We start from the raw sequence: 26,472 nt of genomic DNA on the forward strand, positions 1-26,472 counted from the left end.
AATAAGATTCAAAGTGCTTTGACTAAAAAAGTTAAAAATAATTCAATTTATTTTTTATTATAAAACAAACCGTTACTTTACTTAGTAAGGCGTACATCATAAGCTCAAACACATAATAATAGGAGAGCGCAATGATAAAACTAGAAATACAACAAGGCATTGCTAACGTTATTTTAAGCCGCGCAGAAAAACAAAATGCACTTAGCTTTGATATGTTCATGCAATTAAACAGCACTATTAAACGTATAAAAAAAGATAAAAGTGTTCGCGCCGTAGTGATAAAAGGTGATGGTGAGCATTTTTGCTCTGGGCTTGATGTGGCTGCAGTGATGGCCTCACCATTAAACATTGTTCGGCTGTTGCTAAAATGGCTACCTGGCAATCAAAACCTAGCGCAAAAAGTGGTACTGGGCTGGCAATCGTTAAGCGTACCTGTGATTGCGCAAATAAACGGAAATTGTTTAGGGGGTGGGCTACAAATAGCATTGGGCGCCGACTACAGAATTGTTGATACCCAAGCAAAACTGGCCATTATGGAAGCGCGTTGGGGGCTATGCCCCGATATGGGCGCTAATGTAGTGCTTGCTGGTTTATTAAAGCGCGACCAAGCGCTTTGGCTGGCAAGCCACGCCAACCCTATTAGTGCACACACGGCCTACGAGCTGGGGTTAGTCACAGAGCTTACAGACAATACCGAACAGGCCACGCAGCGCATGTTAAATATATTACGTGAACGCTCCCCCGATACACTGGCAGCGATAAAGCGCGTTACTCAGCAAAGCTACACAACAAACCAACGACAAATTTTAGCTAAAGAAACGTTTAGCCAAATTCGCTTGTTACTCAATCCTAATACTAAAAAAGCAATTGCCAAAGCAAAAGGGAAAACAGATATAAGCTATGCAAATTCAAAGCGCTGGTAAGACTAAATTAGCATTTAATAATAGTGTGTATTTGCTAACGTTAATTTCTTTCTATATTAATGAGCCATTATCATGAAGTACTTGCTTAGCAGTGCAATTATTTTACTGTGCTTAGGGTGTGCTAAATTAATAATGCACTTAATTGGTGGCAGCTTCCCTGCACCGCTCCTTGGCATGGTTATTTTACTGAGTTTATTACTGTTAGGTGTAGTGAAAGAGCAACATATTAAGCCCTCGGCCTCCCCTATTTTAAATATTATGCCAATATTTTTTATACCCGCGGGGGTAGGATTTATCGAGCACATTGCACTTATTAAGCTGCATTGGCCCTATTTGGTTTTGGTTATTTTGCTCGTCCCTGCCAGTACGCTTTTACTGGTAAGCAGCGTTGTTGGCTATGTTAAAGGTAAAAATAACAATGACTGAGCTGCACCTTACACTATGGTACTTAACAACTCCCGCTATTATTTTGCTGTTTTTACTATTAAGAGCGTTTAATAAACACTGGCAGCACAGCATAGTAAAGTCGCTCACCAACCCGGTGTTTTTAAGTATTGCGATTATTGCCTTAGTGCTTGTTAATTTAAAATTACCTTATGCTGATTTTTCCACGCATAGCCAACTACTTAGTTGGCTATTAGAGCCTGCTATAGTGGCACTGGCCTTACCTTTGTATCAGCAGTTTATACATGTCAGAAAAAATCTACTGTTAATAGTAAGCACGTGTAGCTTAGGTATTATTAACGCCACTGTGGTGGCTTTTATTTTAAGTATTTTATTTGATGTACCCGCCAATTTAAGCGCCTCCGTAGCTGCGTTAAGTGTAACTACGCCTATTTCGTTAATAGTTACTGAGTCCTTAGGGGGGATTAGCTCTCTTGCCGCAGCATTAGTTATATTTATTGGCTTACTAGGTGCACTCTTTGGGTTAATGCTCATTAAGTGGGTAGGTGTTAATAACCACCAAGCTCAAGGAATAGCAATGGGAACTGCGTGCCATGCTATAGGCACCGCAGCAGCACTAGACGAGCACCCAAAAATAGGCGCGTTTTCCTCGGTTGCTATGGCTTTAAGCGCATTATTAACCGCCATAATAGTCCCCGTGCTATATCCTTTTTTAGTCAACACTTTGCTATAGTTAGCAAAAAATAATTACGCAATATAAAGAGCCCACTATGATCAGTTCTGAAATAGAACAATTTGAAAAATACTACACCATGCTCACTGAGTATTTAGTTACCTACAGCATGCAAATTGTGGGTGCCGTTTTTATTCTTATACTGGGTTTGTGGGTGGCTAAAAAACTCTCAAATTTAGTCGCTAAATTGATGGCTCGTCATAATGTCGATATCACGCTTACCAGCTTTGTCAGTAACGTGGTAAAAGTATTGCTTATTGTGATGGTTGTAGTGATAGCGCTTGGCAAAATAGGCATTAGTGTTACCCCCTTTGTAGCGGCTATAGGTGCAGCCTCTCTAGGTGCGGGTTTGGCCTTACAAGGGATGCTTTCAAACTATGGCGCTGGCCTTGCTATTATTGCCACGCGCCCTTTTGTGGTAGGCGATACCATTGAAGTAAAAGGGGTCAGCGGCCAAGTAAAAACAATTGAGCTGGGTTACACCATTTTAATTGATGAAGAAAAAGTAGAAATCACTATTCCTAACAAGCACATAGTGGGTGAAATTATTCACAACTCATTTAGCTACTCGTTAGTTAAAGGAGAAATAGACATAGCCTATACTGCCTGCGCTGATACCGCTGTTAGCCTTATTGAAGAAGTGTTAAAGGCTCATGATCAGGTGGCTCAAAACCCTATTTTTCAAGTAGGCATAGAGCGCTTTGCCGATAGCGGCGTAACCATTAGTTATCGCTATTGGGTGCCAACAACCAAAATAATAGAAACCAAACTTGCTATTAACGCAGGCGTTTATAAAGCCATTAATAGCGCTGAGATAGAAATACCCTTTCCGCAGCGGGTGGTAACTATTAAAGAGCGCGACCTTTCTTAATAAAAAACAAAGCCGCTTAATGCGGCTTTGTTGTTTTTTAGCTTAAAGCAGTAATAAACTGCCTAACCCTAAAAAGGTCACAAACCCAACTATATCAGTAACCGTGGTTAATATTACCGAGCCAGAAAGCGCAGGGTCTATTTTCATTTTGTCTAAAATAGACGGTATAACAACCCCAGCTAACGACGCAGCAACTAAATTAAGCAATATAGCAACGGTAATTGTAATGCTTAGCATTATGTCGCTAAACCAAACAAAGGTGAGCGCGCCAATCACTAATGCCCACACTAAGCCGTTCACCGCCCCCACCCGTAGCTCCTTTTTTAAAAGTGCATTGCGGTTAGAGTCGGTTACCTGGCCAAGCGCTAAACCGCGCACTATTACCGTTAAAGTTTGACTCCCGGCGATTCCGCCCATAGAGGCCACCACAGGCATAAGTACCGCCAGTGCCACAACCTGCTCTATTGTTGCGCCAAATAAGCCAATAAACCAAGATGCTAAAAACGCAGTGGCTAAATTTATACCCAGCCAAATTCCCCGGTTTTTAGCACTTTTTCTTACACTGGCAAACAGGTCTTCGTCTTCGCGTAAACCACCAGCTTTGGCCGCAGCTTCGTCGGCAATTTCTTGGCGTAGTTCGTAGGCCGAGCTAATGGTTAAACGCCCGACTAATTTATTATCGGTATTAACCACCGGCATGGCCATTTTTTCACTGTGAATAACCACTTCTGCCGCTTCGTATAAATCATCATCAGCATGCAATGATGAAAAATCATAGTTTGCCAGCGCCAATAGGTTATCGCCTTCATCGGCTTTTATTAAATCATTTACTGCAAGTTCACCTATTAGGCTGCCTTGGCGGCTAACTAAATACACAACTTCGCTGTATTGCGGCAAACCTTTGTGCAGTAATTTTTTAACGCCTGCAATTGTTGCTTTTTCAGTTATTTTTAGAAAGTCGAAACCAACCCAGTGACCTAATTGCTCAGGCGGATACTGCTGAGCAAGATCGTATTGTTTCGTTTGTGCTTCATCGAGTTGCTTTTTAGCATAATCAACAAAGCGCTCAGGAATAACCTCTTCAAGCTCAAGTAATTCTTCAACATTCACTTCATCTAATAGCGCGTATGCCTCGCTATCATCTAAGGTTTGTAGTAACCATAAGCAGCTGTCATCGCTCAGGGTGACGAATATTTCATGCTGCGTGTCTTTATCTAATAGCTGCCAAATTTCTAGACGCTGTTCTTTTGGGATGGCTTCAAAAAGTAGCGATAGGTGCTCAGTAGATAAATTAAGCTGTGCATCGGCTAAAAGCTGGCTTTTTTGCGTGTGTGTTTCGCATTGTAATAAATCGTTTATTAGCTGCGGTAGTTGGTCGACTGGATACTCAATCATCTTGAAACCTTAAATTTAAAAATGCACATTGCTTATAGTTTACTTGAACAATAAAAAATTGCAGAAAAAACCTAAACTTATTAAGACGCTTTAAGCTTTGATGGTTGAAACTGCGCTCATTATTTTTGCGCATTGTAGGGGTAAAAACACCAGCGATACTACTGTTTATTTTAAAAATTAAAAAAGAAATTTTTGGCCTTATTTTTAGCCAAAAAAAAGCCCATAACGCTAAGCTGTTATGGGCAAAGTCACACAATGAAAAAGGGGGATTAAAATCTATCGGTTAAGTTACGTATTAGGTCAGAGTCTACAAACTGCGTGACCATTGCAGTACCCCATGCATATGCACGTTGTATTGGGTAGCCTTTAAATATCCAGCGTTTACGAACATGGTTAAAACGCTGCAAATACTGCTGCTTAGCACGCGGCAAAGGTGTACTACTTAGCTTATCCCACGCTTTATATACGCCCGACATGTCAGAGCCGCGCATAAAACGTTGCAACCAACGCGCAAAGCGCGAAAAGCGCGAAAAGCTAATGGTTGACTGAAAATCAATGATATAAGGCTTGCCATCGCTACCACATAATATATTGCCCATATTACGTAAATCTAAATGCACAATGCCTAGGCGGTGCATTTTTGCAACTTGGCGTTCAAGCTCAATAAAAAATTCAACAGGCAACGTCTCACCCTGGTGTATTAAGCTTCTAAGCGGCGTGCCTTCTATGTAGTCATACGCCACCGCTATCGGCGATAAACGGCTAAACCGATTAGCAACTGCATCAAGCTGTGCTAAGCGGCTCAACCCTTTAAATTCTTGATTTACAGAAAGCTTGGCAAAGGTTTTACGAATAAACCACGGGCTTTGGCTAAAGTCTTTTACTATTAAGTCAAACGTATCATCTTTGTACCTGTATACAATTGCGTTCGCAAAACGCCCTTTATGAACAACACTTAAATACTGTTGCATAAATACATGTTCAGGAAACTGCTGCTGTAATTGTGATAACAACTTATTTTCAATCATAACAAACCTAACAAGATGATAACCTTAATTGCCTAGGCAACTATATTAGCAAAGTTGGATTTGCCGCACAATTAGATCTAGTACTTAGCAGGCTAAGTTTTTATTGAAACAGTATCGCTAAAATGTTGATAATCTTTTTTAGAGATTTATGAGGGTGTATCTAGGTTGTTTATTGCTCGGTTTAGTAAGTCCATAACGCTGTGTTTTTCATTTTCAGAAAAGCCGCTAAGTGCTTTTTCGTACACTTGATTTACTAAGGGCATTATTTGCGGATAAAGCGCTTTGCCTTTATCACTTAAACTTAAAAGTGTAGAGCGTTTATCAAACTCACATTGTGTTTTTTCAATTAAGTCTTTTTCTTCTAAACGCTTTAACAAACGGCTCATCGCCCCTTTATCGTACACCATATGATCGCTCAGCCCCGCTAATGTGTTTACTGAGCCACGCGCTAATAGCACTACCACAATATATTGCGCAGAGGTTAAGTCCATACAATCGAGTTGGGCATCAATGTGTGTGGCAATTTTTGAACGTAAAAACGATATCAACCGGCCTAGGTCTTGCTCTGCTACGAGCGTTTCGGGGTCGGCGTTTTGTACTGAAGGCATACTTTGTTGCATATAAGGGTTACTCTGTTTATTCAAAATGCGTGTAATAGACTACACATAATTAATAAAATTCCCTAGGGTTAGCGTACTTTCAAAAATAAAAATTTGTTCTAGCTAGGGTCTGGCATGTTTGGCGTTAATACTGCGTTATCGCCTATGCCTTTGCAGCAACCTTAAAATATAAGCACAGCTTTACCAAATAAAAGTACCTTACTAAAAATTCAACCTTAAAAAGCAAACAGCCCCTAAACCATTTTGTATTTAAAATAAAAAGCCGCAACATAAGTTGCGGCTAGTAGTGGTTTATACAATGCAGTTTTAAATTTTAAACCTTAAACTGCCCTATTAATTGTCCTAAGTTCTCGCCGCGTCCTGCTAAATGCTGGCTAACCTCAGAGGTGGCCTTACTTGCTTGGGTTAGTTCATTAACAATTTCTTGAATGGCAAACACATTACGGTTTATCTCTTCTGTCACTGAGCTTTGCTCTGTTGCAGCGGTTGCAATTTGCGTACTCATGTCGTTAATGGTGGTAACCGACGTAGTCACAGCACCTAAACTTTGCGATATATCGCGCGATGACTCAACTGAGCGATTACAACTTGCTTGGCTCGCCTGCATGGCATTTACCGCGGCGCCCACTAAGTTATGTAATTCACTTAGCATTTCACTAATTTCATGGGTACTAAGTTGTGTACGACTCGCTAAGCTCCTTACTTCATCAGCCACCACGGCAAAACCCCTACCCTGCTCGCCGGCACGTGCGGCTTCTATGGCGGCGTTAAGTGCAAGCAAGTTAGTTTGCTCGGCAATGCCACCTATTACACTAAGTACACTGTCTATTTTTTTAGATTGCTCACTTAAAGAGTTTACCTGATCAGCAGCTAGGTTAATTTCGCCCATAAGGTTGGAAACTTCACTTAGTGAAATATCTACGCACTCTTGCGCTTTTGCCACTTCTAGCGTTGCCGTATGAGTAGACTCAGCAACTTGCGTGGTATTTTTAGCCACTTCGTGAGAAGTAGCCGACATTTCGGTAATCGCTGTGGCAACTAAATCTGTTTCGTGGTTATGATTAAGCAGTTTATTTTCAAACAGTTTTGTTTGCGAATTAATATCGCTTGAGGCGTTTTTTACATCGTGAGTAACATCAGCCACATTACTTATAATGCTTTGCAGCTTGCTAACAAACACATTAAACGATTCGCCCAACTGCCCTATTTCATCGTGCGTATGTATAGCTAGGCGTTTTGTTAAGTCGCCTTCACCTTTAGCAATATCATCTAAGCTTTGGCCCATTATTTGGATAGGTTTAACCATAGCGTTAGCCGCTAAAAGTGCGCCCACTACGCTAACCACAACCCAAAATAAGGCAATCAATAACAAGGTAGTTATTTTTTCGCGAGTATGCGATTGCATAGTTTGTTTATAATTTGCAAGCTCTGTTTGTATATCATCCATATAGGCACCCGTACCAATCATCCAATCGGTACCTGGTATCATTACGGCATAGCCTATTTTCTCTACTAACCCGTTGGTATTTGGCTTTTGAAAATGGTAATTAAATGCCCCGCCACCTTTACGTGCTTGCTCTAATAATCCAACAATTATTCTTTTACCATTTGGGTCTGTCATCCCTATTTTATTTTGCCCCTCAATAGCACTTCCTAACAGGGCATGGAACACGCTAACGCCACGTGTGTCGTAAATAAAAAAGTAACCGTCGTCACCAAAAGTAAGCTCCCTAAGAACATTTTTAACACTTTGTGTTGATCCGTTATCTAACTGATGGCGTACCATCTTGCTTGCTATTTCCACTTCAGTGGCAAGTAGCGTGTGTTTGTCTTTAATGAGTTTAGATTTAATTGTTTCAAAATTTTGTTGCTGGTTTTGTGATTCTAAATAGTACGAGCTGGCCATTAAGCTAATTAATAACAAGCTCAACGGTAAAATAGCCAGTAGTAAAAGTTTATTTCTCAAGCTTAAGTTACTCATTAAATCTCCACAAATAGGGTATGCACGTTATCACTGTCTGCTTTGCAGTAATCAACGCAATAAAGTAAGCATTTAATATGTCACTATTTATATCAATTTATAAATAGCGCAGGGGGTTGCCAAGGGCTGGCAAGGTGGGCGCATTATAATTAGATTACAGCGCTTTAGATATACATTATTACTCGACATTAGTCGCAATTTTTTATCGAAAACACTGTGCAGTAAGGCGTTTTCATTACCTTTTACTTAGTTGTCACTCAAGCAATTCCACCACTATTCATCTCACATTAAGGTAGCCAGGCATTTTTATTTAACATATAATCATCACAATTCTAATAATAAATACTTATACAAAAAGCGGGACAATGTTCAACGTTAACTTAGGCTGTGGTTTTTAAAAATAATAATGAAGTACTTCTTATATCTAACGTTGTTGATTTGTTTAAACGTGTGCGCTCAACCTGCTAACAAGAGCATTGCCTTTTATTACTCATCCCCCATGCCGCTGGCTGAAATGACCTTTTACTCACGGGTTGTTGTGCAGCCGCAAAGCATCACTCAACACGAACTTAATTGGCTTAAAGAGCGCAACATTAGCGTATACGCTTATTTAAGTGTGGGAGAATCGTTTACTGAAAATGAATCCTCAGTAGCAAAAAATCCACACTGGAATAGCCATATTGCTGATTTAACCGCTGAGCACTGGCAACAACACCTGCAAAAACAAGCACGTGAATTACAACAACGAGGCTTTAACGGTTTATTTTTAGATACGCTCGACAGCTACCAATTATTAAAACCCGATTACGATAAAGCGGCTCAACAAGTGGGGCTTGTGAATATAATTAAAGGTTTGTCGAGTACATTTAATAAACATTTAATTTTAAATAGAGGGTTTGAGCTACTGCCACAGCTTAACGATTACGCCTCTGATTTAGTTGCCGAGGGGCTATTTAGCCACTTTAATCCAGTAGATAACAGCTACAAGCTTACCACTGAGAACGATCAAGCTTGGTTAAATGAAAAGCTCCATAAAGCACAATCACTGGGCTTTAACGTACAGGTAATTGATTACGCTAAACCACAGCAGCGCCTTGCGATGGCTAAACAAATTATTGCCCAAGGTTATGCTCCTTGGGTTACTGATGGGCACCTTCAAACTTGGGGGACATCAAATATACAGCCAGTGCCTAGGCGCATACTTATTCCATACAACAGTAATGTAAAGCCACTTATATACACCACGGTTCACTTAAAGCTTGCCACAATGATTGAGTATTTAGGCTACATACCTGATTACATAGACATGGCTAACACGCCTTTACCTAAAGTAGATACCAGCCTCCATGCTGGCATTATCTCTTGGACGACGAGCGATCAATTTTATAATGCACAGGTTATTGAGTGGCTCGAAAGTAACTTAGGCGTGGTACCGCAACTGGTACTTGGCGAGCTCCCTCCTTCTAATAAGTTACTTAAAAGCTTAGGAGTCGAGCCTTTTAATTTGCCTTCAAATGGGCCTTATAAACTCGCGGCTATGGCATCTTGGCTCAAAGGTGAGTCAACCACTGCGCCCGCTATTGTAAAGCCCTATTTATTAACACTTGCAGAGAATGCGCAATCATTAATATCAATACACGCTGAAGATGGCACCACCCTAACCCAAGGAAGTAAAACTAAGTACGGCGCACTTATCGCTGCACCTTGGCTTATAGATACATTGCCTATGGAGGGCAGTAACTGGGTTGTAGACCCCAAAGCCGTGTTAACTAAGGCAATGGGGCTTGCGCCTATACTTGCCCCAGATACAACTACATTAAGCGGTCGGCGTATGCTAACCCTTCATCTTGATGGCGACGGCTTTACGAGCATTGCGCACTTTGCAGGTAAACCTTACGCAGCAGAAGTTGTGCGCGATGAAGTTATAAAAAAATACAAGCTACCACTTACCTCCTCAATTATCCAAGCAGATATTGAGCCTAACGGATTGCATGGCGCTGACAGCCCAAAGCTTGAAAAAATAGCCAAAGAAATTTTTGCGCTTCCTTATGTCGAAGTGGCATCACACACTTACAGCCACCCCTATTTTTGGACAGCCTTATCAGGTAGAAAAGAAATAAATAAAGACGACACCGACTACGGGTTTCATTTAGATGTACCCGGATATGACGCCATCGATTTAAATAAAGAAATAACGGGCTCAATAAATTACATTAATGAGCGACTCGCACCAAAAAATAAAAAAACAGTGATGATGCTATGGTCGGGTGATGCAACCCCAGGCCCAAAAGCCCTCGAAATTGCGCGAGATGCCGGTGTAATTAACGTTAATGGAGGAAATACCGACGTAAATGCCGACAATCCAAGCTTGTCGCATATATCACCTATTGGCCGTCCTGAGCGAGATTTGCTGTATCAAATATACGCGCCCATTTTAAACGAAAATGTTTACACCAATTTATGGCACGGCCCTTACTATGGTTTTAAACGCTTAGTAGAAACATTTGAAATAACCGAAAAACCATACAGGTTAAAGCCTTACACAATTTACTTTCACTTTTACTCTGGCGAAGTGCCAGCAGGGCTTGATGCGCTGCATTACAATATTGATTACGTATTAGCCAGAGAAAATACCCCGGTGCATTTAAGTCAATATGCACGCATTGCCAAAGACTTTTATTTTTCTGCGCTTGCTAAAAATACGCGTGGCGAATGGCTATTTAGTTCTAAATATATAAAAACGCTGCGCTTGCCTGCTATTTTTGATGTGCCCAATATGACTAACAGCCACGGTATTTTAGGGGTAACCGCGCAAGGAAACTATATTCACGTACGCGATGAAATAGCCACAATTAACTTTGATCATACAACGCCAGATAACCAACCTTATTTGCTCTCTGCTAATGTCGCGTTTAGTAATTGGCAGGTAAACGGCCCTGTCAGCTTTAAAGCGTGGATTGAGGCTAAAATTGAGCTTAAAAATGCTCGCAATTGTCAATTCATTTCGCATATGGGAAAGCGCTTTAGCGGAAAAACCTTTGGCAATACAACGCAGTTTACATTACCTGCTGGCGAATTTTATGGCTATTTAAACTGCGCAACAAGGGCTCAATAATGAATAACAAAAAGCGCCCTCACTTAGTATCAGTTAAAACCATTTTAATTATATTAGCGGTTAGTTGTTTTTCACTTTACGCGCTGTTTCCGCACACCTTATTTTTTGAAGACGACTCGCTATCGCAAGATTATACCTTTGAAAAAACCTACTTAAATGCCGCATTAAGTAGCGACCCTAATAATGAAAAACTACGCGCCAAAAAAATAGCCATTCACCTGGGCTTAAATGAGTATTCGCAAGCGACTAACGAGCTTGAAAAACTCCCTAAGAGCGATACAAAAACTGAATTAGAAATAAAACTTTTATACGCATTGTGGGTTGATAGTGGCGCAAATAAAGATGACCGTTTTGAAGAACTAACACTTAAACTTGCGGCATTTAAACACTGGGATAACCAGTTATTAAATATAGCTAAAGCCACGGGGCTCAATGCAAACGTAGCGCAATATTATGAGCAACACGCACAGCCATTATTAGCCGCTGATTTTTGGTTAGGCGCAGGTGAGCCTGGTAAAGCGCTCGCTATTTATAAAACCCACATTAATGCCGATGTAGCCCAAAAAGCCATTGAAACCGCACTGGGTGCTAACAATCCAAAACAAGCTTACACATGGTGGAAAAAATACGGTGATACCGCTAATACCGAGCGTACATTATATTTTGCAAGCTTAGCGGGTGATAATAAAGAAGCCTTAAAAGCAGTAGAAAAATTATTAAAAACTCAGCCTAATAACAGCGAATATTTAACCAAAGCCATGCATTTAAATTTAGCCAATGGCAATGCAAACGCAGCTGAACAATTAATCGCAAAGTTATTACTTAAAACACCCAATGATAAAGCGCTGAGGCTTTTAAATTGGAAAATTATGCGCTGGCAAAATAAGCCTAAACAGGCGCTTAAAGAATTTAAATGGTTAATGGCCCATAAAGCCGTTGATGTAGCTATGCTGACCGACAGCATTAATGATGCGAATGCCTTGTACTTATATCAAGATGCCAACGACATTTACGAATATAAAGCGCAAAACCGACAGCTTAAAGGCAACGGATTTGCAAATTGGATGCAAACCAACGAATTTATTGGTAACGCAAAACAAGAGCTTAATCATATTGAGCGCTATGAGCAAATAAATGGAAAAACACCTCTTTCACAATATTGGAAAGCCAAGGTGTTACACGATACCGGTAATTTAGCTGGGCTGAGAGCCTTGTGGCCTCACTACGCAGGGCCAAAAAACGAAGAAGACTTACTCTGGCTTGCAAGAGCGCATTGGTTAAACGATGACTTTACAACCGCTTTGGCCATTTTAAAGCAAAAAGCACATAGTAACGATGATGAGTTTTGGGGTGCCCGCGTTGATATGGCTTTGCGTGTAAATGATAAAAAAGAAGAGCTGTATGCTTTAGAGCAATTAAAAAACATTAGCCCACTGAGTGTAGGTGATATGCTGCATTATCAGCAGCTAAAATTTGCCGACAACCCACAAGGGTTATTAAATTACCTATGGCAACAAACCGCACTCACTGATAGACAGTTAATCCAAATTACCTTATTAAGCACGCAAATTGGCGATGAAGAACACGTTACTCGTGCTCATCAGGCTCTTGAAAAACAACGTTATAATAAAGCGCTTTACCCTGCATGGTTAATATTATCAAACTGGTACCAAAATCAAAGTGACTTAAATTACGCATACACAACACTTAACCGCGCAGCAAAACTAAGTGAATACAATCCCGATGTGGTACTAGCGCAAGGCTGGCTTGCATTGCAAATGCACGACACCATTATGATTAAGCGTATTTTAGCTAACTACTCAAGCAATGAACCCAGCCGAGAGTGGGCACAATTACTGGCGAGTTTATCTATTCATCAAAAAGCCTTTAATAGTGCTTATTTTTATCTGCGCCAATTAGCCATTAGTAACCCTCGAGATTTAACTACTTTAGTAAATTTAGCCGATGTTATGAACCAGTTAGGCTACTACGCTAATGCCAGCGAACTTAAACATTATTTATTAAACCATTTACCAAAAGACAAATACGCATACCGAGGTTTAATGATCCAATGGGCCGGCGCAATGGCCGTGCCCCACTTACGCCAATTTAGCAGTTTAGATGACATAGCGCCTGAGGCTATAAACAACGCAACCGCCAACTGGTGGTTAGCCAGACGCGCAGCACAAAAACTTGAGCCATGGCAAAAGCTACAATTGGCTATGAGCAACGGCGAGTTTAATAAAGTAAAGGCACTGGTAAATACGCAAACGTTAGGCAAAATAGATGAGCTAAGTGCTTTACTCTATTTAAGGCAGCCTTATGCAACTATGCAGCGTTGGTATGAGGAGTTAACACACGAGCCAACACAAGCCGAAACGTCTTTATTACGTAATGCCCGCACCAGCTACTTTAGAGCATTAGAGATTAACCTATCCCCCGAGGCCGGTTTAAATACCAGCCAGCACGATATAAATGTTTATTTTCCGTATGCTAAAGGGCAATGGAAACTTAGCATTAGCAATCAACAAAACTTAAATAACAATGGGTTACTGTTTGCCGTAGAAGATAAAATGACGTGGGGTCGTTGGTACTTTGATGCAAAAGTAGACTCTCATCAGGGCAATTTAATGAGCCGCCAAGGCTTGAGCATAGATGCGCGTTACCAGTGGGACTCGCGCACGCAGGTAGGCGTAAAACTTGAGCACAACGTTGAAAACCGCCAATCAGAAACCTTACTTAGCTTTGCCAAATTAAATAAAACCACGGCTTATATAAATTACGCTATTGATGGGCGTCAAAACATGCAGTTCTCGGCAGCCGCCATGGCATTTAAGCGCCGCAGTGATAGCTCAACGCTTGTCAGCGGGCAAGAATATAACGCCCGCTATCAATACACTATTTTAAAAGACCGCCCTATTTGGAGTACTTATTTTAGTGCTCAATGGCAAGACTTTGAACGCACATTAGCCCCTTTAGGCATAGATCAAAGAGCGCGACCGCTGCTTATTGATATACAACCTTTTAGGCGCTTTGCTCTGGGCACTTCGCTTTCGTCAAACTCAAACTTAGCTCCCCCTTATTTAGGCGAAAGCCCCTCGTGGTTATTCGACATCAGTACGGGTTATCAAACGTTAAACGACACCCTCGACATTTCAGTATCAAGTGGTGCGGGCTGGTCAGTGCTAGGGGATGATTTATTTAAATTACAGCTGGGTTATCAAAGTAGCAATAAAGTGGGTAACTCAGATACACAATTACAATTAGGCTATTACGTACATTTTTAATGTTAGGAGAGAATATGTTTCGTTTAATCATACCGTGTTTGGTATTAGTGCTCAGTGCATGTACCACCAGCCGTGTGGCTGATGATGTAGAGCTAGGTCCATCAACTACCGTGGCTTTAATGCCTTTGGTAAATCATGCGCAAACCCCCTTAGCCGGTGAACGTGCAGAAGATATACTTGCAAGTATTTGGCAGCAAAATAAGCTTCCTACGTTATTACGTGCACCGCGCAGTAACTCTAAAGACCTTCCGCCACTTGACGATCAATACCGTCTTGATAACGCCATGCAGTGGTTAAGCACACAGCAAACAGACTATGTGTTATCAGGTAGCATAGAAGAATGGCGTTATAAAGCGGGCCTAGATGGCGAGCCGGTAGTCGCACTTACACTTAGCTTAACGGCTAAAGGTCAAACAACCCCACTTTGGACAGGCACTATCGCAAAAAGTGGTTGGGGTCGCGACAGTATTGCCGCGACAGCACAAGATGTCATCGCCGATTTAATTTCGTACATTGAGGTTAGTGAGTGAAAACACATTTTTTTCGACCAAGAGAGGTCCCTGAGCTACAAATTTGGGCTGAGGTAATTGTATTTACCGCGCTTGCAATTGTGCTGCCGGTTATATTTAACGCCGAAGACCCCTTTTGGACGGAAAATGGGTTTTCGTGGCCGGTACTTGGGCCGCTGTTAGTGGCTTTGCGCTATGGTTTTTCAAAAGGCTTTATAAGCATATTATGTTTATTAGCCGGGCAATTGCTGTTAAGCAAAAGCGAAGTATTAGCGCAACCTAACGAATTTAATATTAACGCCATGATTGGTTATTTAATTGTAATTATGATTGCTGGCGAATTCAGAGATGTATGGGAGCGCACTAATCAGCAGCAAAGTATTGAGCTTGAATATGTAACTAACCGATTAGAAACCTTTACCCGCCAATACCATTTAATAAACTCATCCCACGACCGGATTGAGCAAATGTTAGCAGGTCATACTCTTAGCCTGCGCGAATCGCTCCAAGCGGTACGGGCCGTTATAGGGCAACTAACACAAAGACGCTTAGACAGTGCGGCAAATAGCATTTTAAACTTATTTGTTGAATATGGCTCACTTGAAAAAGCAGCGCTTTATAAAGTAGAAAACAACACCATAATAGAGCAGCCATTAGCAAGCATAGGTGCTATGGGCGAGCTAAATATAGAAGACCCCCTTATTAAAGCCATGTTTGAAGAGCGCGAGCTGGTTTCTGTTAAAGAGGTTAAAAATAAATTTAGCCAATACCATATTGCTATCCCATTAGTTGATATTAATAACACTATTTACGGGGTGATTTTAGTACAAAGCATTCAATTTTTTGCCCTTAAAAACACCACACTTACTTTGCTAGCCGTTATGGCCGGTAACATTGGCGATTTGCTGCGTCATGAAATTACCAACCCGGTAATGACCCCACAAGAAACCCCTTATTTTGTAAGGCAACTACGCAGGGCGAATAAAGAAGCTAAACGCTATAATATTCCCTCGCAGCTGCTTAAACTCAAAGCAATGCAAACAAGTGAAGAGTCGCGCCAATTATTAGAGTATTTAAGTGAAGCTCGCAGAGGTTTAGATATTTATCTTTACGATAGTCAAAACCACACACTTTTACTGCTTATGCCAATGGCAAGTGAACTGGACAAAAGTGGCTTTATATCGCGAATTAATACTTGGTGTATCGAGCACTTTGGTAAAACCGTTGAGCAACTGCAAATTAAAATAGAAGAACAAATGGCATTGCCTATAAGCAGCGAACACATCGCTAAGTTAGTTGCATCCCATGATTAAAATTATCGTTGCCGCTTTTATTGGCTGTTTATGTGAATACTTTGCTTTTGCGCATATTTTAGATGCGCCTAACTGGCTGTTAATTGTTTTATTACATGGCATTGCTAGCCTGTGCTTTACCTTTGTAAGCCATGCTTTTATTCCTAACAAATACAAAACCACCTTAAAAAGTGGCTCAGCGCTGTTATTTTTACTGCTATTTACCTTGCCTGTATTTGGTATTTTAGGGGTGGTATTTGCCATTACTTTTGCCCTTAGTAAACCGCTTAAAAACAACGACATTGATATTGTAGAGCACAAGGTTCCTGCCCTGCCCTTTGAAGCAAGAAGTGTCTCAGCAACGCCTATTTACTCAATGGGTGGACTAAAAGCTATTTTAAAACACGCCAGTGAGCCAAATAAACGCCTAAGTGCAGTAATGGCTGCACGGCACATGAGCGATGCCCAAGCTATTCCTATACTCAAACTGGCTTTAAAAGACTTAGAAGATGATATTCGCTTACTTGCCTATTCAACTCTTGATAGCAAAGAAACTAAACTGAACGAAAAAATAAGCCAATGCCAGCACGCTATAGCCAATACCACGCAACAACCTAAATTGAGCAATCTGCAACGCCAACAAGCCGAGCTTTATTGGGAGCTTAGTTACTTAGGCTTAGCACAAGGCGCACTAAAAAAGTACGTACTAGAAAAAGCAGAAGCACTAACCTTAACAAGTATAAAGTTTAACCCTCAGCCAGCTAGCTATGTGTTTTTAGGGCGAATTCAACTTGCGCTCGGTAAATTAAATGAGGCGCAGCAAAGCTTAAATTTAGCCACGCAATTAGGCATGGCTAGGCGCCACGTACTACCTTATAAAGCCGAAGTCGCCTTTGGATTACACAATTACACAGACTGTCAGCGCTATCTTGAAGAGCTAGCACTACAGCCTAAAGGCTCTGAGTTACGCCATTTACAGGAGTATTGGCATGAGTGAAAAAAAAGCCGATATTTTACTCTTACTTGAAGGCACTTACCCTTATGTACGGGGCGGCGTATCGAGTTGGGTACACCAAATTATAGAAGGCCTGCCTCACTATAACTTTGAATTAGTGTTTGTCGGTGGCGCACCCGAACACTACGGCGACATTCAGTACACGCTACCGAGTAATGTAACTAAGCTGCATGTGCATTATTTAGTTACGCAACACAGTACAAAAATAAAAGCGAAACATGGCGTTAAATATAAAAAAGAACTGTTTGATTTTTGGCAGCAATTACAAGGGTATTTCCGTGACTGTAAAGACCCAATACCGACGGAGTTGGTAAAGTTTGCCTTTGAAAATCTAGCTAAAAAAGACGGCATCAACGAAGCCGATTTTTTATACAGCGAGTCGTCGTGGCAGGTGCTGGCAAACTATTATTTAACCTATTGCGATGAATCGTCATTTATCGACTTTTTTTGGTCGTACAGAAATTTGTATAAACCACTGTTTAAAATAGCCGAAATAGCCCGTTCACTCCCCGATGTTAAACTTATTCATTCTATTTCGACAGGCTATGCTGGCATATTGGGCGCAGGTGCAAGCGTTATACACAACACGCCATTTTTGCTTACCGAGCACGGTATTTACACTAAAGAGCGTAAAATAGATTTAATACAGGCCAGCTGGATAAAAGAGTCTGAACAAAGCCTAGGTAAAAACCTAAATACTGAAATGGGCTTTATTCGCCGAATGTGGATCAGCTTTTTTGAGCAAATTGGCCGCACTACTTATCATCAAGCCGACAAAATCATCTCGCTTTATGAAGGGAATAGACAAAGGCAAATTAAAGATGGCGCCTGCGAAAGTAAAGCCTCGGTAGTGCCTAATGGTATAAAAACAAAACGCTTTGCTGATGCGCTTAACGCAAGACCTAAATCGGTCCCTATGGTGGTTGGGTTAATTGGCCGTGTAGTGCCAATTAAAGATATTAAAACCTTTATTCGTGCCATTAAAGAGGTCCAAGCCGAGCTGCCAGAGATAGAAGGCTGGATCATAGGCCCTTTTGAGGAAGACCCACAGTATTATAAAGAGTGCCAGCTACTAGTAAGCAGCCTAGATTTAGACAAAAACATTACGTTTACCGGCATGAAAAACATCGTCGAAATACTCCCTAAGCTAGGTATTGTTGCGTTGACTTCAATTTCTGAAGCTCAACCATTAGTGCTGCTTGAAGCAATGGCAGCAGGCGTACCTGTACTTGCAAGTGACGTGGGCTCGTGCCGAGAAATAATAGAAGGGGCAAGCGAGGAAGATAGGGCCCTTGGTAAAGCTGGCGAAGTAGTTTCTATTGCCTCACCCAGCGAAACCGCACAGCAAATAATTACCCTATTGGAAAATGAGAAAACATGGTATCAGTACCAACAAAACGGCCTTAATCGCGTTAAAACATACTACGACGAGAGCCATATGTTTGCCCGCTACGATAAACTTTACAAGGATACAATCGCATGGCCGGAATAGGTTTTGAGATACGTAAAATTCTCAAAAAAAACACCCTACTCTCTGTTTTTGAAGCATACGGTTATGCGGGATTAATAGGCTCAGGCCCTTGGCTGCTTTCTATCATTGCGCTCATGCTAATTGGTATTTTAAGCCTAGGTGTCGTGCTGCCAAAAGTATTAATTATTCAGTTTTTAACGCTTATTACGTATATGATGGCAGCGTCCCTTATATTAACCGGCGGTCTGCAGCTATTATTAACGCGTTTTGTTGCCGATCTGTTTTTTCAAAAAAAGGACGAGCAGGTACTGCCTAATTTACTTGGCGCGCAGCTTGTTACCACCCTTGCCGCATTACTGATTGGCTTAGCTGTATGGCCAATACTACCGCTACCTGTTGTGACTAAAATAATAATATTAGGGGCGTTTGTAAGCTTATGTAACCAATGGCTTGGCGCTATATTTTTGTCGGGAATGAAGGAGTACCGGCTTATTTTAGTGACCATGTTAAGCGGTTACAGCTTTATGGTGTTACTGGCATTTTTACTGCGCGACTGGCAAATAGACGGGTTGTTTTTTGCTTTTTTTGCCGGTGAAGCGCTGCTCTTTTTTAGCTTTTTGTTTATGATTATTCGTCGCTACCCTGGCGGTAAACTCATTAGTTTTGATTTTTTAAACAACAAAAAAGTGTATTACAGCCTATTTTTTTGTGGGCTTTTTTACAACATAGGCGTGTGGGCCGATAAAATTATTTTTTGGTACTCCCCCGCTACCTCTATTCAAATTATAGGCACATTAAGAGCAAGCCCTATTTACGACTTGCCTATATTTTTAGCCTATTTAACCATTATTCCAGGAATGGCGGTATTTTTAGTCAGAATGGAAACCGACTTTGTAGAACAATACGACCGTTTTTATACCGCCATTAGAGGTGGCTCATCGCTTGAAGAAATTTTTTACCTAAAAGATAAAATGGTGCAAACAGCGCAAGGCGGCCTTTACGATATATTTAAAATCCAAGGTATAACCGTTGCGTGCTTATTACTGTGGGGCGAGCAAATACTGACCTTTATAGGCATAGACCCTAACTATAAAACACTGCTGTTTATTGATGTGGTGGGTGTAGGTGTACAGGTTATATTTTTGTCTATTTTAAATATTTTATTTTACTTAGATAAGCGTGCCACCGTATTATTTTTATCTGGGCTGTTTTTGTTTATCAATATCGTATTTACGATTGCCTCAATTGCATTAGGGCCACAGTTTTATGGTTACGGTTTTGCGCTCTCGACCATAATTACATCTGTAATTGGTCTTTATTGGCTATCAAAACAATTTGAAGAGCTTGAGTACGAAACTTTTATGCTGCAATAATATATTATAAAAGCGGTATAAAAGTCGTCTTCTTTTACGTGACTGAAAACGTACTGAGTTTCTCTATATTTAATGGAATATATTATGGAAATTAATTATTTAAATTATTCACTTCAAGAGTTGCGTGAAGCTTGGATAGCAGTTGATGATTACACGTATCCGGAGCGTGCAATTGAAGTTTATAAACTTTTAAAAAATTTGGAGATGAAAGCTTCAGAAGAAAATTATTGTGATACATCATCTACTTGGGTTGTCTCTATGCTACGCAACTTCAACAAGCCTAAAATATTTGACCCAGCCTTTAGCGATGTATTACTTGAAGAAAGTAGTGCTATGATGAAAGAGAAGCGAGTTATTAAACTTATAGCAGAGCGAGAAAATATTGATCACATGTAAGTGATCAATATTTTAAGTTAAGAGCAACACTAGCCAAATTTAACGTGGAAAAGAGTTTGGCTTTTTACTCGCATCATTTTTTACCAACACAAAAAAGCTATGTGGTTATTTACTCACCCAGCGCGCTTTAAAACCACGCGTATCAACATGTACAAATGCACCGCGATGCGATTTTGGCCCGTAAACACCTAAACCGCCAAGTAAGCCTTTAAATGATTCTCGCTTAGCGAGCGACTCCACTATACCAGCCATAGCTTGTGCATCGCCAATAGAGTGCTTGCCGTCGTTGTTTATATCATCCATACGGTAGTCGCCGTCGTTATCTATAAATATATCGGCAGCGTCGCCAAACACATGGCGGCTAAGCTTTACGTTACCAATGGCTTTGTTGTAATAAGGGGTGCGGTAACCGCTCATTACCACCATATTTTTAACCGGTATGTTTTCTAAAATCAGCTCTTTGCGTATTTTTTCAAGTTTAAGTAACAACTTATTTTGTAAAAATAAGTATTTAGGGTGCTTACTTCGTTGCTTACTCACAAATTCTTTAAGAGAAAAATGCGGTGATATTTTTATATTTTCGTTCTCTGGGGTCACCTTTACAAAACCATCGGGCACTATGTAATGCTTACTATCTTTAATTTGTGAGGGCGTTGGGTAATGGCCAATGTGGTAATATTTAAGCTTTCCACCTTGTACTTCATCTGCAGGTACTTTAACAAACACATTAATTGTCATACGTTGCTTTTTGTCGGGGGATTCAATAATTACCCGTGTTAAGCCAGGCTTTTTAGGCGCCTGCCACTGCCAGCGGTTTGTATCAGTTAAGGTGGCGTTGCTATGGTTATTAATAAATGAATAGGGTCGTTTTGATTGTGCGTAAAGCACTTCAAATTCAACTGCCTCATTAGGCATCACAAATACAGAAAACACCGAATACGGCATTACTATGTCGTTAATTTTTAGGCTAAACTCTGCATCTTCAAAATTTGCTTTATTTTGAATATCAACGCTTGGGTGTGCTTTTTTCACGGGCTCGGCGGCATAACTACCTACGCTTACGCAAAGCGCTAATATGCCCCCTAAAATACACGGTATAAACGGCATAAATCCTCTCATAGTCTATTTAATCAATGCAGCAATGACTGACTGATCTTCGTTTTTAAGTAATGCTTTTGCGTCGTGTTGATAAATATCGTCTCTAAAATTAACGAGCATGTCTTCATCAACCCACGCCGTCCAATACACTAAATGAATAGGTAAGGGCTCATTTAAATAAAAAGTTTGAGTGGTATCGGTATCTCTGGCTTTATCCACTTGCTTAAGGGTGCGCTCTTCACCTTGGTGCTTAATTATTTCACGCGCCAATGAAAATGGCTCTTCAACCCTTATACAGCCATGTGATAACGCACGCTGCGCTTGGTTAAAACGCTGCTTTGCTGGAGTATCGTGAACATAAATGGCTTCAGGATTTGGAAACAGATATTTCACTTCGCCAAGTGGGTTTTCATCCCCTGCCCGCTTAACTAAAAAGTGATCAAACTGATAGGGCTTAATAGCCTGCCAATCAATATTGCTGGGGTTAACTGTTTTAGAATCTAGGTAGCTGTTTTTTCTAACTTCGATATTATTTTTAGCAAGGTACTGAGGATCTTTTGCCACCTTTGGTGCTATTTCTTTGGTTGCAATAGAGGTTGGTATGCGCCACTCAGGGTTTACTACAAATTTTTCGATTTCGTCACTAAAGGCAGGTGTTTCCCAACTCGGCTTACCCACAATAACGTTATTTTGTAGTTTTACTTCGCCTGCTTTTACATAGCGCAATGTGTACTCAGGTATGTTTACATACACATACTGCGAATCACTTGAGCCTGCGAAGTTAGTTATGCGGTAAAAGTTAAGCTTTAATTTAGCCAATTTTTTCTTAGCGGGTACATTAAGCTTAGCTAAGGTGCGCTTTCCTACTCGCCCATCAACCTTTAAACCGTGGCGACGCTGAAACTGTTGCACAGCCTGCTCAATGGTTTTATCAAATGTGCACATTGCGGTGTCACATACATTGCTGGTTAAGTCACGCTCTTGATACAAACGCAGCGCCAACTGACTCACCGCTTTACTAGTGCTGCCAAGTTCAAGCAACTCATTAGTGTATAAAGGGGTAAACCCGCCACTGTTAACTATTTCTGTGTACCAGTTAATTGCTTTTTCGGTGCGCGCTATTAACTGTGCTGCATTTTGATCAAAATAATAATCGCCATTTTGCAATTGTTGTTGCGAGTTGTAAGTGGTCAATGAAGAGCTGGCAAGTGCCACACTTTCAAGATCTGCACTGCCTAGCGCTTGCCCTGTTAGCATGGCGCTAACGCAGCCTGCAAGCGTAGCGTGTAACGTAATGTGCTTTACCTTTGTAGACAATGCCTTTGAAAATAACCCCTTCACTTTGTACCTCCTCGCTAAATATCATTGATAAATGCTTTTGTACTTACTGCTTAACAGTAATTTGAAGGTGCAATGCAGGTGCCAAAATAAAATAAAGTCACAACACACTGAAATTTAATAACTTTTTAAACTTTTACATGGTAATTAAAAAACACTTCAACTACGCAATTATGTAATTTGGTTGCTGTAGTGTGTAAAGTTGCTATAGCAATTAGTCTTTTAAAAAGGCTAAAAAGCCACGTTCATAACGACTCAAGTATTTTGTTTTTCGCGGTAAAGAAAGCGACTCTCGCCACGCTGTTTGGGTTTGCTCATTCTCTTTACACAAGGCAATTAAATCCGGGTGAATATACGATTTACGTGCAATAGCGGGCGTGTTACCTAGCTGCTCAGACACGCTCTCGAGCATACTTTTTAAACTAAGTGCGCCTTTTGCTTTTACAAGCTGCTTAAAGGCAATAACACTGGCTCGCCAGGTTCTAAAGTGTTTAGCGCTAAAGTCCTCACCCATTATTTGTTGAATATACTGGTTAATTTCACTAGAGGTTACGTTTGTGCGCTCTCCATCGCTTATATATTGAAACAAATGCTGACCGGGTAAATCTTGTAGGTCTTTAATTACATGGCTAAGCACTCTGTCGGTTATGTTTACCTCGCGCTCTTTGCCCGATTTAGCCCGATACCGTAGCTGTATATTTTTACCCGTAAGCTTAGCATGGCGATTGCGCAGGGTTGTGGCGCCAAAACTTTTGTTTTGCTTTACATTTCGCTCGTTACCTACCCGCAATGCACCTAAGTCCATAAGCCTAACTACCGCAGCTAATGTGCGCTCTACGCTGAGCTCATCCCCTTGTAAATCGTTTTCTAAACGGGCACGCAGTAATGGCAGCTTATTGCCAAACACCCCACAGGCTTGGTATTTTTTCGCCTCTTGTTGAGCTCTAAAATCTTCATGGTAGCGGTATTGCTTACGACCTTTACTATCTACCCCGGTTGCTAAAATATGGCCATTTTCTTCAGGGCAAAACCAAGCATTTTTGTAGGCGGGCGGAAACGCTAACGCATTTAAACGATCAATCACTTTTTGATCGGTGATTTGCTTTCCTATTGGGTCAAAGTACAGCCACGTTTTGTTTTTACGCTTACGGGTTATACCGGGTAAATTATCATCGACGTAGATTAGTTTCATTTATGCTCCTAGCAACTTAAACCATCATCAATAAAGGTATCACTGTAAAATAACCTTAAACTGAACAACGTTATTGATATATAATCAAAAATTGAACAATAATATAAAAATCCGTTTAGTTTAATTACCTGCTTAAGTATATAAACTGCACCTTTTGGTACCGTTTAGCTATGCTCATTTTGGCCAAAATATACACGGATAATAATACCAACTCGCTTAATTAATTAGTCTATTTGAGCCCGGAAAAACATAGCTAACACTAGGTTTGGTCCCGCAAATGATTAAGTATTATTGCAAAACTGGTAACCCCCCTTAAATAATGTGCTGTTTACAAGGAGCATACAATGGCATTTGATTATGGTTCTATTGATCTTGGGTTAAAAAACCCCTTTAAGTTGGAAGGTAAAGTAACCGCGCTAAGAGGTATTATTGAGTCGGTAGCAGGCGTAAGTTTACTTGTTATAGCTGCAAGCTCGGTGAAAGAAAGTACCACCGCAGGCTGGATTTTAATGCTATTTGGCATGTTTATTTTAGCGCTGGGTATTCGCTCTTTATCATCAGGTATTTATGCCACCTTAAAGTACTTTGTAGGCAGAAACCACCCTACATCGCTTGCGTATAATTTTAGTAAGTCTGAGAGCTCTACCGCGCAAGAAGAAAAAAAAGAAGTAGCCTATAACGCCCAATCACTCGAAGAAATGCTGGTTGGTCGTAAAAACAGTACCTTTAAAGAGCCTAACGGATTTTTATCTCGTTTGTTACACAGCTTAATTCCCAAACTGTTATTTTTACCTTACCCAATTCGAAATGTTGCGCAGCGATTATTTGGCTCATGGGTGAGCACGCTTGTTGCTTTAGTTGCTTATGGGCTAGTTGCGTTTGTTTCGCTGTCGGGCTTTACTGGGGAAGCCGGCGAATTAGCCTTTCCGGTTTACAGTGCTATTTTAATGTTTTATGTGCTTTTTTCTTGGCGCTCAAGTAGCAAACCTATCTCTCGCAATGCTGAAAGAAACATTGAAGCGCTGGGAGGCGGTACATTAGCTAAAATTATTTCGTTGTCGTTTATTTTGCCTATTGTTATTGGCCTTTCTATGTCGTGGCTAATGCAAGAGCAACATATCAGCAAACAAGAAATAGACGCGTGGCTGGCGCAACTGCCAAACTTGCATGCTGGCATATACCTCATTGCCATTATTATATTAGCAACGTTAAGCTGCGCATTAGTATTTACAATGATCAAAGCACGCTTAAACGCAGTGACCCCTACCGCCGAAGTGTCAGAATTACGTGAAAACTGGCAAGAGTCTGTTCACCCTGATGAAGTATTTATAAACCTTGATAATCTTGTCATGGCAAATAGACGCTACAAAGAAGTGCCTAATAGAGTTTACCGAGAGCTAGACCCAAAATTGCAAGAGCAAATAGAGGGTAAAGGCGGTTTTAAAGGCGAAATGATTCAAGAGGTTCAGCCTAAACTACACGCTGTGGAGCTAGGTAAAAACTTTACCCTAGCCAGGTTAGTCGCGCTAATAAGTGCTAATTTACTTTATATTGTGGCGTTAGCATTAACGGTGTGGTTAGCCTATTCATTAATAGATATTTATTACTACATAGATAGCGCTAATATTAATAATTTACAGCAAGCGTTTAATAATCAAAACGTTATACAGTTTAGTAGCTTACTAATGAGCAGTGTTCATATTTTAATAATAGCAGTGATTATTAAAGCCTTTGCTCGTTTATTGGCTAACTGTGCTCATTTATTTTTTGCCGAAATGCAGTTTGAATCATTACTTGTGTACTTTAAATGTGAAGGTACATTTACAGAATCTAAAATTTCAACGGGGACAGGTATTCACGACAGCACCCGCTCAGAAAACACCTTAGTGCGCAGCAGTATCACGCCATGGGTCATTGTCTCTCGTGTTATTACGAGCACGTTTGCTGCCACCGGTATGAAAAACCTTGAACATCCTCGCCATATAATGGAAATGCACAAAGATGAAGGTCAATTACAAGCCATTAAAAATGATGTAATTGCCTTTCTAAAAGACCGCGAATCGATTGCCTCAATTACCAGTGAGCGCGATTTAGGTAATGCATCGCAAATACATCAATTAAACCAACAAACCCGTGCAATACCTACTCAGCAAGCTATAACAAAAGAGGATGAAGAGGCCGCTGGTTACCTAAGGCAAGAAGAGAACTTAACACCAGAGCCTAAAGCTTAATAATCGCTTTGCTATATTTGTAAAAGCTAAACTGCGCCACGGTTTTTAGTCTAGGCAACTAGGTTACAAACCGTGTGCGCACCAAATACTTACCGCTAAACCTTTTTTTAAATACCAGCTTGTTAAAATTTATGGTGTTTATCTGCCTTATTATTAACGTATTTTTAATTGTCCTTCACTTTATTGAATCATTTATACC

20 protein-coding genes are annotated in these 26,472 nt (G+C 40.7%); 13 read left to right on the plus strand and 7 right to left on the minus strand.

The window, feature by feature from the left end; all coding sequences use genetic code 11:
* Nucleotides 1-131 precede the first annotated feature (131 nt).
* The 4 genes from AN395_RS08400 (at nucleotide 132) to AN395_RS08415 (ending at nucleotide 2,932) form a co-directional block, all read left to right on the plus strand.
* Nucleotides 132-923, plus strand: coding sequence for a crotonase/enoyl-CoA hydratase family protein (locus tag AN395_RS08400; RefSeq protein WP_054982702.1), 792 nt, complete (start codon nucleotides 132-134; stop codon nucleotides 921-923).
* A 72-nt stretch (nucleotides 924-995) separates the two neighbouring features.
* Nucleotides 996-1,349 carry a CidA/LrgA family protein gene (locus tag AN395_RS08405; protein WP_054982834.1) on the plus strand — a complete coding sequence of 118 codons (354 nt, stop codon included), beginning with the start codon at nucleotides 996-998 and terminating at the stop codon, nucleotides 1,347-1,349.
* On the plus strand, nucleotides 1,342-2,061 hold the full coding sequence (locus tag AN395_RS08410) for an LrgB family protein (RefSeq protein WP_095206634.1): 720 nt from the start codon (nucleotides 1,342-1,344) through the stop codon (nucleotides 2,059-2,061). Before AN395_RS08405 ends, AN395_RS08410 begins: the two co-directional genes overlap by 8 nt.
* A gap of 37 nt (nucleotides 2,062-2,098) precedes the next feature.
* The gene (locus AN395_RS08415; protein ID WP_054982703.1) at nucleotides 2,099-2,932 is read left to right on the plus strand and encodes a mechanosensitive ion channel family protein; all 834 of its coding nucleotides are present in this window, start codon (nucleotides 2,099-2,101) and stop codon (nucleotides 2,930-2,932) included.
* A 42-nt stretch (nucleotides 2,933-2,974) separates the two neighbouring features.
* On the opposite strand, the gene AN395_RS08420 is transcribed toward AN395_RS08415, so the two are convergent.
* The 4 genes from AN395_RS08420 to AN395_RS08440 form a co-directional block, all read right to left on the minus strand.
* On the minus strand, nucleotides 2,975-4,327 hold the full coding sequence (locus AN395_RS08420) for a magnesium transporter (protein WP_024033089.1): 1,353 nt from the start codon (nucleotides 4,325-4,327) through the stop codon (nucleotides 2,975-2,977).
* 269 nt (nucleotides 4,328-4,596) lie between these two features.
* Entirely contained in the window at nucleotides 4,597-5,355 is a 759-nt protein-coding gene (locus AN395_RS08430; protein ID WP_054982705.1) for a serine/threonine protein kinase, read from the minus strand.
* Between the two features lie 146 nt (nucleotides 5,356-5,501).
* A complete protein-coding gene (locus AN395_RS08435) occupies nucleotides 5,502-5,975 on the minus strand; it encodes a MarR family winged helix-turn-helix transcriptional regulator (RefSeq protein WP_052026274.1) in 474 nt (157 codons plus the stop codon).
* 313 nt (nucleotides 5,976-6,288) lie between these two features.
* Complete coding sequence (locus AN395_RS08440; RefSeq protein ID WP_054982706.1) at nucleotides 6,289-7,956, minus strand: methyl-accepting chemotaxis protein; 1,668 nt, start codon at nucleotides 7,954-7,956, stop codon at nucleotides 6,289-6,291.
* 406 nt (nucleotides 7,957-8,362) lie between these two features.
* Here AN395_RS08440 and AN395_RS08445 point away from each other — a divergent pair, with 406 nt between their 5' ends.
* From AN395_RS08445 to AN395_RS08480, 8 genes are all read left to right on the plus strand, one after another.
* Nucleotides 8,363-11,071 carry an endo alpha-1,4 polygalactosaminidase gene (locus tag AN395_RS08445; protein WP_054982707.1) on the plus strand — a complete coding sequence of 903 codons (2,709 nt, stop codon included), beginning with the start codon at nucleotides 8,363-8,365 and terminating at the stop codon, nucleotides 11,069-11,071.
* Nucleotides 11,071-14,358, plus strand: a complete 3,288-nt coding sequence (locus AN395_RS08450; RefSeq protein WP_054982708.1) for a tetratricopeptide repeat protein — start codon at nucleotides 11,071-11,073, stop codon at nucleotides 14,356-14,358. The genes AN395_RS08445 and AN395_RS08450 overlap by 1 nt, the downstream gene beginning before the upstream one ends.
* A gap of 14 nt (nucleotides 14,359-14,372) precedes the next feature.
* A complete protein-coding gene (locus tag AN395_RS08455) occupies nucleotides 14,373-14,888 on the plus strand; it encodes a hypothetical protein (RefSeq protein ID WP_024033096.1) in 516 nt (171 codons plus the stop codon).
* Nucleotides 14,885-16,180, plus strand: a complete 1,296-nt coding sequence (locus tag AN395_RS08460; protein WP_054982709.1) for a PelD GGDEF domain-containing protein — start codon at nucleotides 14,885-14,887, stop codon at nucleotides 16,178-16,180. The genes AN395_RS08455 and AN395_RS08460 overlap by 4 nt, the downstream gene beginning before the upstream one ends.
* Complete coding sequence (locus AN395_RS08465; protein ID WP_054982710.1) at nucleotides 16,173-17,156, plus strand: lipopolysaccharide assembly protein LapB; 984 nt, start codon at nucleotides 16,173-16,175, stop codon at nucleotides 17,154-17,156. Before AN395_RS08460 ends, AN395_RS08465 begins: the two co-directional genes overlap by 8 nt.
* Nucleotides 17,149-18,666: a GT4 family glycosyltransferase PelF gene (gene pelF, locus AN395_RS08470; protein ID WP_054982711.1), complete on the plus strand. Its 1,518-nt coding sequence runs from the start codon at nucleotides 17,149-17,151 to the stop codon at nucleotides 18,664-18,666. Before AN395_RS08465 ends, pelF begins: the two co-directional genes overlap by 8 nt.
* Nucleotides 18,654-20,018 carry an exopolysaccharide Pel transporter PelG gene (pelG, locus tag AN395_RS08475; protein WP_024033100.1) on the plus strand — a complete coding sequence of 455 codons (1,365 nt, stop codon included), beginning with the start codon at nucleotides 18,654-18,656 and terminating at the stop codon, nucleotides 20,016-20,018. Before pelF ends, pelG begins: the two co-directional genes overlap by 13 nt.
* 84 nt (nucleotides 20,019-20,102) lie before the next feature.
* The gene (locus AN395_RS08480; protein WP_054982712.1) at nucleotides 20,103-20,414 is read left to right on the plus strand and encodes a hypothetical protein; all 312 of its coding nucleotides are present in this window, start codon (nucleotides 20,103-20,105) and stop codon (nucleotides 20,412-20,414) included.
* Between the two features lie 105 nt (nucleotides 20,415-20,519).
* Here AN395_RS08480 and AN395_RS08485 read toward each other — a convergent pair whose 3' ends face one another.
* From AN395_RS08485 to AN395_RS08495, 3 genes are all read right to left on the minus strand, one after another.
* Entirely contained in the window at nucleotides 20,520-21,521 is a 1,002-nt protein-coding gene (locus AN395_RS08485) for a D-Ala-D-Ala carboxypeptidase family metallohydrolase (RefSeq protein WP_054982713.1), read from the minus strand.
* A gap of 15 nt (nucleotides 21,522-21,536) precedes the next feature.
* Nucleotides 21,537-22,853, minus strand: a complete 1,317-nt coding sequence (locus AN395_RS08490; RefSeq protein WP_054982714.1) for a murein L,D-transpeptidase — start codon at nucleotides 22,851-22,853, stop codon at nucleotides 21,537-21,539.
* Nucleotides 22,854-23,064: 211 nt separating this feature from the next.
* Entirely contained in the window at nucleotides 23,065-24,042 is a 978-nt protein-coding gene (locus tag AN395_RS08495) for a DNA topoisomerase IB (protein ID WP_029774554.1), read from the minus strand.
* Nucleotides 24,043-24,386: 344 nt separating this feature from the next.
* Here AN395_RS08495 and AN395_RS08500 point away from each other — a divergent pair, with 344 nt between their 5' ends.
* The gene (locus AN395_RS08500) at nucleotides 24,387-26,273 is read left to right on the plus strand and encodes a hypothetical protein (protein ID WP_054982715.1); all 1,887 of its coding nucleotides are present in this window, start codon (nucleotides 24,387-24,389) and stop codon (nucleotides 26,271-26,273) included.
* Nucleotides 26,274-26,472: the final 199 nt, after the last annotated feature.

Origin of the sequence: Pseudoalteromonas sp. P1-30 (genome assembly GCF_001400005.1) — a bacterium.
GTDB classification, from domain to species: Bacteria; Pseudomonadota; Gammaproteobacteria; order Enterobacterales; family Alteromonadaceae; genus Pseudoalteromonas; species Pseudoalteromonas atlantica.

Excerpts from the sequence above, each read along its gene's own strand:
- AN395_RS08415 (WP_054982703.1), top strand. The coding sequence starts at position 2,099 with ATGATCAGTTCTGAAATAGAACAATTTGAAAAATACTACACCATGCTC.
- AN395_RS08480 (WP_054982712.1), top strand. The coding sequence starts at position 20,103 with ATGGAAATTAATTATTTAAATTATTCACTTCAAGAGTTGCGTGAAGCT.
- AN395_RS08405 (WP_054982834.1), top strand. The coding sequence starts at position 996 with ATGAAGTACTTGCTTAGCAGTGCAATTATTTTACTGTGCTTAGGGTGT.
- AN395_RS08440 (WP_054982706.1), bottom strand. The coding sequence starts at position 7,956 with ATGAGTAACTTAAGCTTGAGAAATAAACTTTTACTACTGGCTATTTTA.
- AN395_RS08400 (WP_054982702.1), top strand. The coding sequence starts at position 132 with ATGATAAAACTAGAAATACAACAAGGCATTGCTAACGTTATTTTAAGC.
- AN395_RS08420 (WP_024033089.1), bottom strand. The coding sequence starts at position 4,327 with ATGATTGAGTATCCAGTCGACCAACTACCGCAGCTAATAAACGATTTA.
- AN395_RS08455 (WP_024033096.1), top strand. The coding sequence starts at position 14,373 with ATGTTTCGTTTAATCATACCGTGTTTGGTATTAGTGCTCAGTGCATGT.
- AN395_RS08445 (WP_054982707.1), top strand. The coding sequence starts at position 8,363 with ATGAAGTACTTCTTATATCTAACGTTGTTGATTTGTTTAAACGTGTGC.
- AN395_RS08465 (WP_054982710.1), top strand. The coding sequence starts at position 16,173 with ATGATTAAAATTATCGTTGCCGCTTTTATTGGCTGTTTATGTGAATAC.
- AN395_RS08500 (WP_054982715.1), top strand. The coding sequence starts at position 24,387 with ATGGCATTTGATTATGGTTCTATTGATCTTGGGTTAAAAAACCCCTTT.
- AN395_RS08450 (WP_054982708.1), top strand. The coding sequence starts at position 11,071 with ATGAATAACAAAAAGCGCCCTCACTTAGTATCAGTTAAAACCATTTTA.
- pelG (WP_024033100.1), top strand. The coding sequence starts at position 18,654 with ATGGCCGGAATAGGTTTTGAGATACGTAAAATTCTCAAAAAAAACACC.
- AN395_RS08495 (WP_029774554.1), bottom strand. The coding sequence starts at position 24,042 with ATGAAACTAATCTACGTCGATGATAATTTACCCGGTATAACCCGTAAG.
- AN395_RS08410 (WP_095206634.1), top strand. The coding sequence starts at position 1,342 with ATGACTGAGCTGCACCTTACACTATGGTACTTAACAACTCCCGCTATT.
- AN395_RS08485 (WP_054982713.1), bottom strand. The coding sequence starts at position 21,521 with ATGCCGTTTATACCGTGTATTTTAGGGGGCATATTAGCGCTTTGCGTA.
- pelF (WP_054982711.1), top strand. The coding sequence starts at position 17,149 with ATGAGTGAAAAAAAAGCCGATATTTTACTCTTACTTGAAGGCACTTAC.
- AN395_RS08430 (WP_054982705.1), bottom strand. The coding sequence starts at position 5,355 with ATGATTGAAAATAAGTTGTTATCACAATTACAGCAGCAGTTTCCTGAA.
- AN395_RS08435 (WP_052026274.1), bottom strand. The coding sequence starts at position 5,975 with ATGCAACAAAGTATGCCTTCAGTACAAAACGCCGACCCCGAAACGCTC.